The 13,857-nt window shown below is 68.1% G+C and carries 14 protein-coding genes and 1 riboswitch; of the genes, 6 read left to right on the top strand and 8 right to left on the bottom strand.

Annotated elements, in window-relative coordinates; genetic code table 11:
* Positions 1-211 precede the first annotated feature (211 nt).
* Positions 212-403: riboswitch (cyclic di-AMP (ydaO/yuaA leader) on the top strand.
* A complete protein-coding gene (locus EV647_RS13455) occupies positions 403-1,263 on the top strand; it encodes a C40 family peptidase (RefSeq protein WP_134002629.1) in 861 nt (286 codons plus the stop codon). It overlaps the preceding riboswitch by 1 nt.
* Positions 1,264-1,417: 154 nt before the next feature.
* Here the strand turns inward: EV647_RS13455 and EV647_RS13450 are convergent, their stop codons facing one another.
* Together EV647_RS13450 and EV647_RS13445 are read right to left on the bottom strand one after the other, a co-directional pair.
* The gene (locus EV647_RS13450; RefSeq protein ID WP_134002627.1) at positions 1,418-2,074 is read right to left on the bottom strand and encodes a response regulator transcription factor; all 657 of its coding nucleotides are present in this window, start codon (positions 2,072-2,074) and stop codon (positions 1,418-1,420) included.
* Positions 2,071-3,291, bottom strand: a complete 1,221-nt coding sequence (locus tag EV647_RS13445; RefSeq protein ID WP_134002625.1) for a sensor histidine kinase — start codon at positions 3,289-3,291, stop codon at positions 2,071-2,073. The genes EV647_RS13450 and EV647_RS13445 overlap by 4 nt, the downstream gene beginning before the upstream one ends.
* 142 nt (positions 3,292-3,433) lie before the next feature.
* Here EV647_RS13445 and EV647_RS13440 point away from each other — a divergent pair, with 142 nt between their 5' ends.
* The 3 genes from EV647_RS13440 (at position 3,434) to EV647_RS13430 (ending at position 5,544) form a co-directional block, all read left to right on the top strand.
* Positions 3,434-4,321 (top strand): ABC transporter ATP-binding protein, encoded by an 888-nt coding sequence (locus EV647_RS13440; protein WP_134002623.1) that lies wholly within the window; start codon positions 3,434-3,436, stop codon positions 4,319-4,321.
* A gap of 26 nt (positions 4,322-4,347) precedes the next feature.
* Entirely contained in the window at positions 4,348-5,154 is an 807-nt protein-coding gene (locus EV647_RS13435; RefSeq protein WP_134002621.1) for an ABC transporter permease, read from the top strand.
* 204 nt (positions 5,155-5,358) lie between these two features.
* Entirely contained in the window at positions 5,359-5,544 is a 186-nt protein-coding gene (locus EV647_RS13430; protein ID WP_130387089.1) for a DUF3073 domain-containing protein, read from the top strand.
* Between the two features lie 172 nt (positions 5,545-5,716).
* On the opposite strand, the gene purM is transcribed toward EV647_RS13430, so the two are convergent.
* A complete protein-coding gene (gene purM / locus EV647_RS13425) occupies positions 5,717-6,790 on the bottom strand; it encodes a phosphoribosylformylglycinamidine cyclo-ligase (protein ID WP_134002619.1) in 1,074 nt (357 codons plus the stop codon).
* A gap of 21 nt (positions 6,791-6,811) precedes the next feature.
* Positions 6,812-8,374: an amidophosphoribosyltransferase gene (gene purF, locus EV647_RS13420; RefSeq protein WP_133787636.1), complete on the bottom strand. Its 1,563-nt coding sequence runs from the start codon at positions 8,372-8,374 to the stop codon at positions 6,812-6,814.
* A gap of 261 nt (positions 8,375-8,635) precedes the next feature.
* On the opposite strand from purF, the gene EV647_RS13415 reads away from it, so the two are divergent.
* A complete protein-coding gene (locus EV647_RS13415; RefSeq protein ID WP_238177187.1) occupies positions 8,636-9,619 on the top strand; it encodes a LuxR C-terminal-related transcriptional regulator in 984 nt (327 codons plus the stop codon).
* A 152-nt stretch (positions 9,620-9,771) separates the two neighbouring features.
* Here EV647_RS13415 and EV647_RS13410 read toward each other — a convergent pair whose 3' ends face one another.
* On the bottom strand, positions 9,772-9,966 hold the full coding sequence (locus EV647_RS13410) for a hypothetical protein (protein ID WP_134002617.1): 195 nt from the start codon (positions 9,964-9,966) through the stop codon (positions 9,772-9,774).
* Positions 9,967-10,015: 49 nt separating this feature from the next.
* Between EV647_RS13410 and EV647_RS13405 the strand changes: the two genes are divergently transcribed.
* A complete protein-coding gene (locus EV647_RS13405) occupies positions 10,016-10,609 on the top strand; it encodes a helix-turn-helix transcriptional regulator (protein WP_134002615.1) in 594 nt (197 codons plus the stop codon).
* Between the two features lie 424 nt (positions 10,610-11,033).
* On the opposite strand, the gene EV647_RS13400 is transcribed toward EV647_RS13405, so the two are convergent.
* Genes EV647_RS13400 through EV647_RS13390 form a run of 3 tightly spaced genes read right to left on the bottom strand, consistent with a single transcriptional unit; the run spans position 11,034 to position 13,824 of the window.
* Positions 11,034-12,404: an NAD(P)(+) transhydrogenase (Re/Si-specific) subunit beta gene (locus EV647_RS13400; RefSeq protein ID WP_134002613.1), complete on the bottom strand. Its 1,371-nt coding sequence runs from the start codon at positions 12,402-12,404 to the stop codon at positions 11,034-11,036.
* Positions 12,401-12,706: an NAD(P) transhydrogenase subunit alpha gene (locus EV647_RS13395; protein WP_134002611.1), complete on the bottom strand. Its 306-nt coding sequence runs from the start codon at positions 12,704-12,706 to the stop codon at positions 12,401-12,403. Before EV647_RS13395 ends, EV647_RS13400 begins: the two co-directional genes overlap by 4 nt.
* Positions 12,703-13,824, bottom strand: coding sequence for an NAD(P) transhydrogenase subunit alpha (locus tag EV647_RS13390; protein WP_134002609.1), 1,122 nt, complete (start codon positions 13,822-13,824; stop codon positions 12,703-12,705). The genes EV647_RS13395 and EV647_RS13390 overlap by 4 nt, the downstream gene beginning before the upstream one ends.
* Positions 13,825-13,857: the final 33 nt, after the last annotated feature.

The raw sequence follows: 13,857 nt of genomic DNA, 5'->3' as shown, positions 1-13,857 counted from the left end.
CGTGAAATGTGACCGAGGCCACATTGAATCTCTCATTTGCCGCCTCAGCCCCGCTCAGACGCGCTCAGGACACCAGGTGTTCACCCCGACTTATTGACCCGTCAGCGGGCCGCTCAGGGCCATTTGGGAGCGACTTTGTCGATCTGAGGGTTTGCGTCGTGATCGTTCTGTTATACAGTCGTCGGCGGTTCGGTAAACAACACGAACTGCACACGGGTCAACGCCGAGCCCTGCCAGGGCCCATGTGCTCCCCTCGAACTACATGGCAGGGGTGGGGGACCCAGGAAGTTGGGTCTCGACCGTGAGTGGCCGAGACCCTGGGGTGAAGTCCGCGGGAGCGGACCGGGCTATGAATCCCAGCCCGAACCCGACAGCTAACTTCACAGGCGTCGGGAGACAACCATGCCCGTCACTGCCCGACGGACGCCGCTTGTGCGCGCCGTCAGCCAGACCGCTGAGTCCAGTACGAACCGGCCTGTCGGCCGGACTCTGGCGAAGCACCGTAGGACCACCACCCGTCCGGGGACTCCCCGGGCTGCCGCCGCCGTTCTGACGGTCGGCCTCGCGGTAGGCGGTGGAGCTGCTCTCACCGTCACCACCACTCCTGCCGCTTCCGCGGCGACCACCTCCGCCACCGCGACGACGACGCCGCGTGGGTACTGGAGCGTCCCGAGCAGGCCGCTGCTCCGGTTCCGCGACAGCGGCCCGACCGTGAAGTTCGTCCAGAGGGCCCTGCACCTGGGTCCGGACGGCTACTTCGGCCCCAGCACCGTCCGGGTGCTGAAGAAGTTCCAGACCTCCTGGGGTCTGAAGCCCACCGGCTACATGGACAAGAAGACCTGGGGCCGGTTGACCTGGGCCGCCAAGCACAAGGTGCTCTACGGCAAGTACGGCGCCAGCAGCGGCACCACCACGTTCCGCGCCAAGGTGCTCCGGGAGGCGGCCAAGCTCAAGGGCACGCCGTACCGCTACGGCGGCACGACGACCCGCGGCTTCGACTGCTCCGGCTACACCGGCTTCGTGTACAAGAAGGCCGGCAAGAAGCTGCCGCGCACGTCGCGCCAGCAGTACAGCGCGACCAAGCACATCAGCCGCAAGGCCGCCAAGCCCGGTGACCTCGTGTTCTTCCGCAACGGTGGCGGCGGCGTGTACCACGTCGGCATCTACGCCGGCGGGAACATGCTGTGGCACGCCTCGAGGCCGGGTCGCCCGGTCGCGAAGGCGAAGATCTGGACCAGCAGCGTGGCCTTCGGCCGCGTCTGAGTCCTGACCGGCCGGCGCCCTTCCCCCCATTGGGCGCCACCGGTCGTCAGCGTCCTATCCCCCCAGGCACGCTGACTTGCGAAACCGGCCCGAACCGTCGCCCCCACCCCTCCGACGGATCGGGCCGGTTTCTTTGTGCCGTCTTCGTGCCGGCTCAGTCGTCGAGGAGGCCGGCTTCGTAAGCCAGGATCGCGACCTGGACGCGGTTGGTCGCGTCGAGCTTCACCAGGGCCCGCGAGACGTGCGCCTTCACGGTGGCCTCGCTCATGAACAGCTTCCGGCCGATGTCGGAGTTCTGCAGGCCGCGGCCGACCGCGACCAGCACCTCCCGCTCGCGCTCGGTCAGCTTGTTGATCCGCTCCTGCGCGACCCGCTTCCGGTCGGCGCGTGGGTCCCCGGCGAAGTGCCCGATCAGCCGCCGCGTCACCGCCGGCGACAGCATCGCGTCCCCGGCCGCCACCACCTTGATCGCCTGCACCAGCTCGCGCGGCGGCGTGTCCTTGAGCAGGAACCCGCTGGCCCCGGCCTGCAAGGCCCGGAACACGTAGTCGTCGAGGTCGAACGTCGTCAGTACGACGATCTTCGGCGGATCCGGCAGCGCCTGAACCTCCCGCGTCGCGGCCAGCCCATCAAGCCGCGGCATCCGGATGTCCATCAGGACGACGTCCGGCCGGTGCTCCTTCACCATCCTCGCCGCGTCCGCGCCGTCCTCGGCCTCGGCAACGACCTCGAGCCCGTCGTCGGACTCGAGGATCATCTTCAGCCCGGCCCGCACCAGCGCCTCGTCGTCCACGATCAGCAGCCGGGTCATCGCTCTCCTTCTTCCGTATGCAACACAGCATCTGCGCGCAGCGTCTCGACCTGGTCCGATACCTGCTCGCGGTCGTCGGCCCAGGGCAGCCAGGCCTCCACCCGCCAGCCGCCTTCCGTCGTCGGTCCGGTCCAGAGCCGGCCGCCGACCAACTGCACCCGCTCCCGCAGACCGACCAGGCCGGCACCGGCGCCAGGCAGCAGTGAACCAGCAGCCACCGGCCGGACGTTCGTCACCCTGACCGTCACGCCCTCACCCCGTGCGCCATGGACCTGTACCTCGGTCGCGGCGCTGCGCGCATGTTTGTGCACATTGGTCAGCGACTCCTGCACCAGGCGGTAGACGGTCCGCCCGACGGACACCGGTACGTCGTCCGGCAGCGAGACGTCGTACCCGACGGCGACTCCGGCGTCCCGCGAGGCCATGATGAGCCGCTCGAGGTCCGAGACCTTCGGGACGGGCGTCAGGTCCGCGCCGTCGACGCTGATGTCGGACCGCAGTACGCCGAGGACCTCGCGGAGATCCTCCATCGCCTGCCGCGCGGTCTCACGGATCAACCGGGCCGAGCCCTCGACCTTGTCCGGACCGACGGACGGGTTCACCTCGAGACCGCCGGCGTGCAGGGCGATCAGCGAGACCTTGTGGGCGAGGACGTCATGCATCTCCTGCGCGATCCTGGCGCGCTCGCCAAGGCGGGCCTGCTCGCTGCGCAGTTCGCGTTCGGCCTCGGCCCGCTCGGCGCGGTCCCGCAGCGACGCCATCAGGTCGCGGCGGGCCCCGACGTACGCGCCGATGGCGATCCAGGTGCCGACCAGGAACGGTCCGGTGAAGATCGACACCCAGATCTGGTTCTCGGTGCCCCAGCTGTTCAGCACATAGGCGGCGTACGCGGCCAGGCCGAGGATCACGAGTGCGAGGTCGCGGCGGCGGATCGCCAGCGTCAGCAGGGCCAGACCCATCGGGACGAAGATCGACCCGGTCAGCATCGCGAGCACGGCGATCGCGGTGACGGTCACCGGGAACCGCCGGCGCCAGAGCAGTGCGACCGAGGCGACGATGCCGGCGCCGAGCACGTACCAGTCCTTGGGGCTCCAGCCGCCCGCGCCCGACGCGGCCTGCAGGACGATGGTCAGCAGGCTGAAGCCGACGTACAGGAAGTCGCGCAGGCGCGGGGCGTGCCTGACCCACCAGGCGTACCACCGGCGCAACCGTCGCATTCCGTCACTGTAGTTCGACGGCCGACGCGATCACGTCCCTCTTCCGGGTGGGTTCCAGGGCCGATCCGACGACTTTCGTAGGGGGTGACGACAGCCGCTCGTCCGATGTGCGACCGGGGTCGGTGACGGTTGACTCGATGTCATGATCACCGTCGAGAACCTGACCAAGCGCTACGGCAGCACCACGGCTGTCCAGGACGTGTCGTTCACCGTTCAGCCCGGCAGCATCACCGGCTTCCTCGGCCCGAACGGCGCCGGTAAGTCCACGACGCTGCGGATGCTCACCGGGCTGACGCCGCCGACCTCCGGCACCGCCACCATCACCGGCAAGCGGTACGCCGACCTGCCGAACCCGGGTCGTGTCGTCGGGGTCATGCTGGATGCCGCCGCGCAGCACCCGGGCCGCACCGGCCGCGAGACGCTGCTGCTGAACGCGAGCCTGCTCGGCGTGCCGAAGACCCGCGCCGACGAGATGCTCGAAGCGGTCGGACTCGGCCACGCCGCGAAGCGCCGCGTCGGTCAGTATTCGCTCGGTATGCGGCAGCGGCTCGGTATCGCCGGCGCGCTGCTCGGCGACCCCGCCGTACTGATACTCGACGAGCCTGCGAACGGAATGGACCCGGAAGGCATCCGCTGGATGCGCGGACTGCTGCAGGACTTCGCGTCCCGCGGCGGCACGGTGATCCTGTCCAGCCACCTGCTGGGCGAGGTGCAGGCGACAGTCGACCGGCTGGTCGTCATCGGCGGCGGCCGGATCGTCGCCAACGGTTCACTGGAGGAGCTGCTGGCCGGTTCCGGCACACTCGTCCGCGGACTCGACCCGATCGGCCTGAACGAGGCCCTGACCGCTGCCGGCCTGAACCTCGAGCCGCTGCACGACGGCGCGCTGCGCGTCGACGCCACCGCCGAGCAGGTCGGACGCGCCGCCGCCGCTGCCGGTCAGATCCTTCTCGAACTCCGCCAGAGCGACGGCGCCGGCCTGGAGGACCTGTTCTTCCAGCTGACCACGCCCGTCGCCACAGCCGCCTGATCACCCAAACTTCTCTGGAGACTTACATGACCACCGTGACCGACGTCGCGCCGACGACGCCTGCCAAGCACCGGAGCGAGGTGGCGACCAGTCTGCCGCCCGCGCGCGGTCAGTCCTTCCTGAAGCTCGTCACCATCGAGCTCCGCAAGTCCGTCAACACCCGCAGCGGCCGGGTCCTGATCGCCGCGGTCCTGCTGCTCGCGCTCGCGGCGCTGGCCTGGCAGTTCACGCACCTGCCGAAGGGCGACGCCGGCTTCGACGGGTTCCTCGGCGCCGCGTCCACCGGTGTGATGCTGCTGCTGCCGGTGATCGGCGTGATGGCGATGACGTCGGAGTGGACCCAGCGGACCGCGCTGACCACGTTCACGCTGTCCCCGCGCCGGGTCCGCGTCCAGCTGGCCAAGTTCGTCTCCGCTGTCGTGCTGAGCGTGGTCGTGATGACCGCGGTCGTCGGCCTGGCGCTCGCGAGTACGGCGCTGGCCGGTGCAGTCACCGACCACGCGGCGTCGTACCCCGATCTCGGCGGGCAGCTCGCCGGGGCCTACCTGACCGTCGCGCTGAACGTCGTGATGGGCGCCGCCTTCGGTGCCGTCATCCCGCAGACCGCGGTCGCGATCCTGGCGTTCTTCATCGCGCCGACCGCGTGGTCCCTGGCCGGGCCGGCGCTGTTCAAGGACAACGCGAACTGGCTCGACGTGTTCGGCGCGCTCGGCCGGATCGCGGAGCGCGATCTGCACGGGATGGTGCCCGAGACGCTGGTCGCGGTGGGGGTCTGGATCGTTCTTCCGACCATCGTCGGACTGTGGGCAAGCTCACGTCGCGAGGTCAAGTAGCGGGGCCGAAGGCGGCGGGGCGGGCTGGTTCGAGGGGGCCGGCCCGCCCCGCCGACGCGGTGCTCGGACCTCTGCCAGGTCCGGCCAGGGGGCGGTGCGTGTGTCGATCCGCCGCTCCGGGTATCCTTGAACCACGATTACTGACGACTGATCCGTGGGCGCCACGCAGCGTACCCGGTTGACTTGTGCGAGGGGGTCGACGCTATGGGGCGCGGCCGTGCAAAGGCCAAGCAGACGAAGGTCGCACGCGACCTGAAGTACCGCACCTGGGACACCGACTTGGACCAGCTCAAGCGAGAGCTGTCCGGTGACCAGGGTGGCGACCGTTCTGCGAACGGCGAGAACGACGGCGACGGAGACGACGCCGACGACTACCACCCCCGTCGGTAAGCAATATCAGCCCGGCTGAGCTGCTCAGCGCCCTTCGGGGTGCCTGAGCAGTTCACCGTGCGCCCGACGAATTTTCACACAGCACCGCCTGTGGCGGATCGGCGATTCCAGCAGTCCGAGGCGTCGGACGGCTCGATAGCGACCCGCTCGCAGGCGGCGGCTGTGCAGCGGCCTACTTGGCGTAGGTGCCTTCCAGGGTGACGGTGCCGCCAGGAGTCGCGCTGACTTCGCCGCAGATCCAGGCGGGGATGTCACGGGCGGCCAGCGCCTGAACGGCGGCGTCAGCGGCCGACCGGTCCAGTACTGCGACCATGCCGGCGCCCATGTTCAGCGTCTTCTCGAGCTCGGGCAGTGCCACGTCGCCGAGTAGCCCGACGAGCCCGAAGATCGGTGCCGGCGTCCACGTCGAGCGGTCGATCCGCACGGACAGCTGATCCGGGATCACCCGTGCCAGGTTCGCGGCGAAGCCGCCGCCGGTGATGTGCGACATCGCGTGCAGCGGCTTGTCGTCACCGCCGTTCAGCTCCTGGATCAGCTCCAGGCAGTGCTTGGCGTACACCCGCGTCGGAGTCAGCAGGACCTCACCGAGCGTCGTACCCAATTCCGGCACGACCCGGTCCAGCTCCCACCTCGCGCGGTCGAAGAACACGTGCCGCACCAGGCTGTATCCGTTGGAGTGCAGTCCCGACGACGCCATCGCCAGTACGACGTCCCCTTCGCGCACCCGCTCCGCGCCGAGCACCTCGTCGGCCTCGACCACACCGGTCGCCGCACCCGCAACGTCGTACTCGTCCGGCTCCAGCAGCCCCGGGTGTTCCGCGGTCTCTCCGCCGACGAGCGCCGTACCGGCCTCGACACACGCCTCCGCGATGCCCTTCACGATCTGCGCGATCGTCTCCGGCACGACCTTGCCGGTGCAGATGTAGTCGGTCATGAACAACGGCTCCGCGCCGCACACGACCAGGTCGTCGACGACCATCCCGACCAGGTCGAACCCGATCGTGTCGTGCTTGCCGAGCTTCTGCGCGATCGCGACCTTGGTCCCGATCCCGTCCGTCGACGTCGCCAGCAGCGGCCGCCGGTACGACGTCAGCGCGGTCGCGTCGAACAACCCGGCGAATCCGCCGAGCCCGCCGACCACCTCGGGACGGGTCGCCTTCGCCACCCACTCCTTCATCAGCTCGACGGCCCGGTCACCGGCCTCGATGTCGACCCCGGCAGCGGCGTAACTCGCGCCTTGACTCACGTTCTGTTCTCCCTAGAAGTACTACGGACGGCTGAGCGCGTCCGCGGCGCCGGCTCCGCCGGAGACCGTGGCCAGGCCGTCGACGTCGGTGGCCACCGGCAGCTCGAGCAGGTGCTTGCCGAGGTGCTCCGGGTCCGGCAGCGCGACCGGGTAGACCCCGTCGAAGCAGGCCCGGCAGAGTCGCTCCTTCGGCACCGTGGTGGCTTCGACCAGGACGTCCAGGCTGATGTAACCGAGCGAGTCGGCGCCGAGCGAGCGGCAGATCTCCTCGGTGTTCAGGCCGTTCGCGATCAGCTCGGCGCGGCTGGCGAAGTCGATACCGTAGAAGCACGGCCACTTCACCGGCGGCGCGGTGATCCGGACGTGGATCTCCTTCGCGCCGGCCTCGCGGAGCATCCGGATGACGGCGCGCTGGGTGTTGCCGCGGACGATCGTGTCGTCCACCACGACCAGGCGCTTGCCCTCGATCACCTCGCGCAGCGGATTCAGCTTCAGGCGGATACCGAGCTGGCGGATCGTCTGGCTCGGCTGGATGAACGTGCGGCCGACGTACGCGTTCTTGACCAGGCCTGCCCCGTACGGGATGCCCGACTCTTCGGCGTACCCGATCGCGCCCGGTACGCCGGACTCCGGGGTGGCGATGACGAGGTCGGCGTCGGCGGGGTGCTCGCGCGCCAGCCGGCGGCCGATCTCGACCCGGGTGGAGTGGATCCGCTGACCGGAGATCTGGGTGTCCGGGCGGGCCAGGTAGACGAACTCGAACAGGCAGCCCTTCGGGTCCGGCTCGGCGAACTTGGTCGAGCGGAGCCCTTCGGCGTCGATCGCGACGATCTCACCGGGCTCGACCTCGCGGATGAAGCTCGCGCCGACGATGTCCAGGGCCGCGGTCTCGCTGGCGATCACCCAGCCGCGCTCCAGCCGGCCGAGGACCAGCGGGCGGATGCCCTGCGGGTCGCGGGCGCCGTACAGCGTGTTCTCGTCCATGAAGACCAGGCTGAACGCGCCCTTGACCTTCGGGAGGATCTTCGCGGCCGCCTGCTCGATGGTCAGGTCCGGGTACCCGGCGAGCATCGAGGTGAGGATGTCGGTGTCGCTCGACGCGCCGTGCTTCGCGTTGGCCTTCGCGTGGTCGACGTCGGCGTCCAGACCGAGATCGAGATCACCTTCGCCGTTCAAGCTGGCGGCGAGCTCACTCGTGTTGGTCAGGTTGCCGTTGTGACCGAGCGCGATCGATCCGGTCGCGGTCGACCGGAACGTCGGCTGCGCGTTCGCCCAGACGCTGGACCCGGTCGTCGAGTACCGGCAGTGGCCGATCGCGATGTGCCCGCGAAGCGAGGCGAGAGTCGCCTCGTCGAACGCCTGGCTGACCAGCCCCATGTCCTTGTAGACGAGAATCTGACTCCCGTTACTGACCGCGATCCCCGCCGACTCCTGCCCCCGGTGCTGCAAGGCATAGAGCCCGAAGTAGGTGAGTTTGGCAACCTCTTCCCCCGGCGCCCAGACCCCGAAGACGCCACAAGCGTCCTGCGGACCCAGATCCTGCGGGTCGAGTTCATGAGTAAGCCGACCATCGCCACGAGCCACACCAGCAGTCTACGGGACGCGCCGATGGCGGCTTACCAGCGTCCTACCAGCAGATCTGGCCGATGCAGTCGGGGCTGCTCGGCGCGGCGAACGAAACCGTGGGCGTGGCCGCGAAGAGAAGCAGCGCAACACCGACTACCGTCAGCAGCTTCTTGATCACGTATCGTCCCTTCAGAAATAATCCGAAACCATCATTGGGTGCTCAATGTCGACGCACTCTGTATATGGTCGGTTCCGACAAGTTTCTGGAGGAGAAGGATCGTGCTGGAGCCGCTGGGGGTGGACGAAGCCACTTTTGCGGTCTATCACGCCCTTCTCAGCCATCCAGACAGTACGCCCGAGCAGATTGCCGCGCTAGTAGATCGCTCGACGGCCGAAGTCGACGAACTGATGGACCAGCTCCGAAGACTGGAGCTTCTGGTGCCGACCTGGACCAACCCAGAAGGCGAACACGCAGTCCACCCTCGCGTCGGCCTAACCGGCCTGGCCGAACGGCGGCGAACCGAGCTGAACAAGGCGCTCGGCGAGCTGAAAGAAGCCGAAGCCTCCGCCGAGGTCATCGCAGAGCAGTACAACGAGTTACTGACATCTCGCAGCAGCGGGGACGTCGAGGTCCTCAAAGGCCGCGCCAACGCCTCACGTCGGATCGAAGAGCTCGCGCTAAAGACCAAGGACACCTCTTGGGGCCTGGTGCCAGCGCATTTTGACGACGCAGTCCCGAGGGCGGAGCGGTCGCCTGACTTCGAGCTCCTGGGACGCGGCATCAAGATGAGAACCGTGTACCTCCAGAGCATGACCGCCTCGAAACTGGCGGTGGAGTACGCCGAGACCATACACAGGCTCGGTGGCGAGGTACGGGTGACGCCGACGTTGCCGATGCGGCTCCTGATCTTCGACCAGGAGATCGCGGTCATGCCGATGGATCCGGAGAACCCGACCGCCGGCGCGGTGATCCACCGCACTCCCGCTGTGGTCTCCGTCGCCCTAGCCCTGTTCGACGCCTACTGGTCCCGCGCAACGGAGATGTTCGACGCCGACGACCGCGACGACGAGACGCCGCTGACGCCTCACGAGGCCGAGGTGCTGCGTCTGCTTGCCGGCGGCGCCAAAGACGAACAGGTTGCCCGCCTCCTAGGCATCTCCCTCCGCACCGCCCGCCGCATCACCGCCAACCTCTCCGAACGCCTAGACGCCGCCAGCCGCTTCGAACTCGGGGTGGCGGCCGCAAAGCGCGGCTGGGTCTGACGTTGTTCGACTCCTCAGGACTCACGGAGGACCTGCTCGCGGTCTACCGACTCCTGCTGCAGCGACCTGAGCTGGGGCACGCAGTCCGGCTGAATGAACTCGCCGCCGAACTGGGACGCAGCGAGGACGAACTGTCCCACGATCTGCAGAAACTACGCGATCTCGGTTTCGTAGTGCCGAGCTGGACGGAAGGCGTCGAGTATCCGCTGGATCCGGCGGTCACGTTCGGCCGTCTGGCCGCAAGTCGGCAGCAGGAAATTGACGCCTTGAGCACACAGCTCCGGGCCGACCAGCTCGCCGCCAATAAATTCACCGCCGACCTGGCAAAACTTCCTGGTCCAGCGCACGACACGAGATGTCGAGATCCTCAAAGGACGCGAACTCGCCAACCAGCGAATGCAACGATTCCGTCCGGAGAAATCAATCTGGGGCATCCTTCAAGATTCCGACCCGGCCGGCTGGAAGCCCGAGACGTTTCCCGACCGGGAACATCTCGCGCGCGGTGTGGAGATTCGATACCTGTTCCCTGAGGCGTACTGGAAGCGACCAGGGGTGGGCGAGATCCTGCAATATATCGTGGATCTTGGCGGCAAGATTCGAATTGCACCGTCCGTCCCGTTTCGTTTGATCATCTTCGACAACGAGTCGGCGGTGATGGCGATCGACCCCGAGGACAAAGCGGTTGGCGCTGTCGTGCACCACAGCCAGGCAGTCGTGCGGATGGCGATGGAACTGCACCTGAGCTATTGGGACCGGGGGTTCGAGCCGTTCGGGGAGGAACAGCGTGCTCGGGACGGTGGGATCAGTGCTCAGGAGGCTGAGTTTCTTCGGCTGTTGGTGCATGGGGCTACCGATGAGCAGGTAGCCCGGAAGTTGGGCGTTTCTCTGCGGACTGTGCGGCGGATTGCGGCGAAGTTGAGTGGGCAGGTGGGGGCTTCGGGGCGGTTTGAACTGGGGGTCCGGGCGGCGCAGCGGGGGTGGGTGGATTAGCCCCAGTCCCAGGCTCGGGAAAGGGGTTTCGTAAGGCAGGACAAAGTGTTCTCCTCGGTTGGGCGGGAAGGGTGAGAGGAATGGGTGCGCCGCCCGGCCTCTCGGTACGAGAGTCAAACAGAGCGAACGCGGCGCGGGCAACGGTCGGCACTGGCCGGGGGAGGTCGTTGGCCGGGGGCGGCCAGATGCGCGGCCGGGTCTGCAGGTCGACAGTACATATACGTCCAGCACCGCCTCGTGTACGCCTGCGCACCAGTTCAATTGCCTGGCAGTGGGCGTATACGTACTGTCCACCCGCAGAAGCTCCGGCGCCGGCGCTTTGCGGAAACTTTCTGCCACTGGGCGCCAAATGGTTACCGCGAACAGGTCGGCCGTCGGCGCTCCGCTCCAGCGGGCGCCGACGGCCGGTGTCTTTGGTCCGGGTCTAGACCGTTTTCAGGGCGGCGAGGAGTTTGGTGAGGGAGTCCCGGGCATCGCCGAACAGGAGGGTGGTTCGGGGGTCGTAGAGCAGTTCGTTCTCGATTCCCGCGAAGCCGGGGCGCATGGAGCGTTTGAGGAAGATGACTCGCTGGGCCTCGTCGGCGTTCAGGATCGGCATGCCGTAGATGGGGGCCGACGGGGTGTTGCGGGCGGCCGGGTTGACCACGTCGTTGGCGCCGACGACCAGGACGACGTCCGTGGTCTTGAAGTCGCCGTTGATGTCGTCCATCTCGCGCAGCTGCTCGTAAGGCACCTGGGCCTCGGCGAGCAGCACGTTCATGTGGCCGGGCATGCGGCCGGCGACGGGGTGGATGGCGTAGTCGACCTTTACCCCGCGGCTCTGCAGTTCCTCGACGAGGTCGCGGAGCGTGTGCTGCGCCTGCGCGACGGCGAGACCGTACCCGGGCACGATGATGACCTTGTTCGCGTACCCGAGCAGGATCGCGACGTCCTCCGGTCCGCCCGAGATCACCGGCCGGTCGGACGCCGTGCCTGCACCCAACGTCGATCCGCCGCGCACGGCACCGAAGAGGATGTTGAACACGGACCGCCCCATAGCGTCCGCCATCAGCTTGGTCAGCAACGTACCGGCCGCGCCGACCAGGGTGCCCGCGACCAGCAGCACCGTGTTCCCGAGGACGTAACCGCCCGCGGCGACCGTCAGACCGGTGAAGGCGTTGAGCAACGAGATCACGATCGGTACGTCGGCGCCGCCGACCGGCAGCACCAGCATCACGCCGATCGCGAGACCGATGAGGCAGAGCAGTACGCCGACCCACACCCGCGGATCGGACACGAGCCAGACCGCAAGCGCGATACCGCCCAGCAGTGAGGCGACGAAGAGCACGGGCAGACCCGGGAACGTCACCGGACGGGTCGTCATCAGCTCCTGCAGCTTGGCGAACGTGACCACCGAGCCGGAGAAGCTGATCGCGCCGACCAGGATCGTGAACGCCGTGGCGATCGCCGCGACGGTCGCGTCGGAGGGCACGTCCCCGAGCTCGAGCAGGGCGACCAACGCGGCCGCGCCGCCGCCGACGCCGTTGAACAAGGCAACGAGTTGCGGCATCTGGGTCATCTGCACCCGCCGCGACCCGATCACACCGCCGACGGTGCCGATCGCGAGCGCGATCAGGATCGGCACCAGGTGGTCGGGCTTGTACGCCGCGAACGTGATGATCACCGCGAGGACGGCTCCGGCGGCGCCGATCAGGTTGCCGGTGCGCGCGCTGCGCGGCGACGACAGTGCCTTCAGCGCGACGATGAAGCAGACCGCGGAGACCAGATACCCGATCTGGGCCCAGGTGGGGATCACTTGTGCAGCTCCTTCTTGCGAGCCGCCGGACCTTTGAACATCTCCAGCATCCGGTCGGTGACCACGAACCCGCCGACCATGTTCACCGTCGCCAGTACGACGGCCAGCAGCCCGACGATCACCACGATCGTGGACTCGGCGGCGCCGGTGACGATGATGGCGCCGACCAGGATGACGCCGTGAATGGCGTTCGCCCCCGACATCAGCGGGGTGTGCAGCGTCGAGGAGACCTTGCTGATCACCTCGACACCGACGAACGCCGCGAGGACGAAGATCGTCAGCAACGCGATGGACTCACTCATGCCTGGCCCTTCAAAAGCTCGCGGGTGGGCTCGTGGAGCACTGAGCCGTCGTGGGTGACGCAGCAGCCGCGGACGATCTCGTCGTCGAAGTCGGGATCGAAGGCGGCGTTCCGGGTCATCAGCCGGATCAGGTTCGCGATGTTCTGGCCGTAGAGCCGCGAGGCGGGGCCGGCCATCTGCGACGGCACGTTCGCCCCGCCCCAGACCAGTGCGTCGCCGATCGTCAGCTCGGTCCCGGCAACGGAGCCTTCGACGTTGCCGCCCTGCTCCGACGCCAGGTCCACCACAACCGATCCAGGCTTCATCTGCTCGACCATCGACCGCGTCACCAGCATCGGCGCGGTCCGGCCCGGTACGGCGGCCGTCGTGATGAGGGCGTCCGCGGCGGCGACGTACGGCGTGAGCAGTTCACGCTGGAGTTGCGCGCGTTCGGGCGTCATCTCGCGGGCATATCCACCAGGCCCGTCGAGGGTGCCGAGTTCGAGCTCGATCGGTACGGCGCCCATCGACGCGATCTCCTCCGCGGCGGCAGTACGTACGTCGTACGCCTTGACCACCGCCCCGAGGCGTTTCGCGGTGGCGATCGCCTGCAGACCGGCCACGCCGGCGCCGAGGACGAGGACCTGGGCCGGCGGGACGGTGCCGGCCGCGGTCATGTTCAGCGGGAAGAATCGCGGCAGCCGTTCGGCGGCGACGATCGCGGCCCGGTACCCGGCGACGAGTGCCTGTGACGACAGGGCGTCCATCGTCTGGGCCCGGGAGATTCGCGGGATCAGCTCCATCGAGAACACCGTCAGCTTGGCCCGGGTTGCGGTCCGGACCACGTCTGGCGGGTTCGTCGGCAGGAACGACATCAACGCCGTACCGGCGTGCAACCGCTGCAGGCGCTCACGTTCGAGCGGCTGCACCGACGCCACGATGGTGGCCGCGTGGTCGGCGCCCCAGGCCACTTCGGCGCCGGCGGCGCGGTACTGGTCGTCGGAGAACAACGCGCGTTCACCGGCGGCCGGCTCGACCGCGACCTCGTATCCGAGCTCGATCAGTTTCGCGACTTGTTCCGGCACCAGCGCGACCCGGCGCTCCGCCGGTCTGGTCTCCCGTACGACTGCGATCTTCACTCGCCGAAACCTATGCCAAACACTGGGTCGCCG

It is taken from the genome of Kribbella sp. VKM Ac-2566 (genome assembly GCF_004366005.1).
GTDB lineage: Bacteria > Actinomycetota > Actinomycetes > Propionibacteriales > Kribbellaceae > Kribbella > Kribbella pratensis.
This window is presented reverse-complemented; position numbering and strand designations above follow the sequence as displayed.

What these genes read in the sequence shown, in the direction of transcription:
- EV647_RS13455 (WP_134002629.1), top strand. Translation starts at nt 403, where the DNA reads ATGCCCGTCACTGCCCGACGGACGCCGCTTGTGCGCGCCGTCAGCCAG.
- EV647_RS13450 (WP_134002627.1), bottom strand. Translation starts at nt 2,074, where the DNA reads ATGACCCGGCTGCTGATCGTGGACGACGAGGCGCTGGTGCGGGCCGGG.
- EV647_RS13445 (WP_134002625.1), bottom strand. Translation starts at nt 3,291, where the DNA reads ATGCGACGGTTGCGCCGGTGGTACGCCTGGTGGGTCAGGCACGCCCCG.
- EV647_RS13440 (WP_134002623.1), top strand. Translation starts at nt 3,434, where the DNA reads ATGATCACCGTCGAGAACCTGACCAAGCGCTACGGCAGCACCACGGCT.
- EV647_RS13435 (WP_134002621.1), top strand. Translation starts at nt 4,348, where the DNA reads ATGACCACCGTGACCGACGTCGCGCCGACGACGCCTGCCAAGCACCGG.
- EV647_RS13430 (WP_130387089.1), top strand. Translation starts at nt 5,359, where the DNA reads ATGGGGCGCGGCCGTGCAAAGGCCAAGCAGACGAAGGTCGCACGCGAC.
- EV647_RS13405 (WP_134002615.1), top strand. Translation starts at nt 10,016, where the DNA reads ATGCAACGATTCCGTCCGGAGAAATCAATCTGGGGCATCCTTCAAGAT.
- EV647_RS13395 (WP_134002611.1), bottom strand. Translation starts at nt 12,706, where the DNA reads ATGAGTGAGTCCATCGCGTTGCTGACGATCTTCGTCCTCGCGGCGTTC.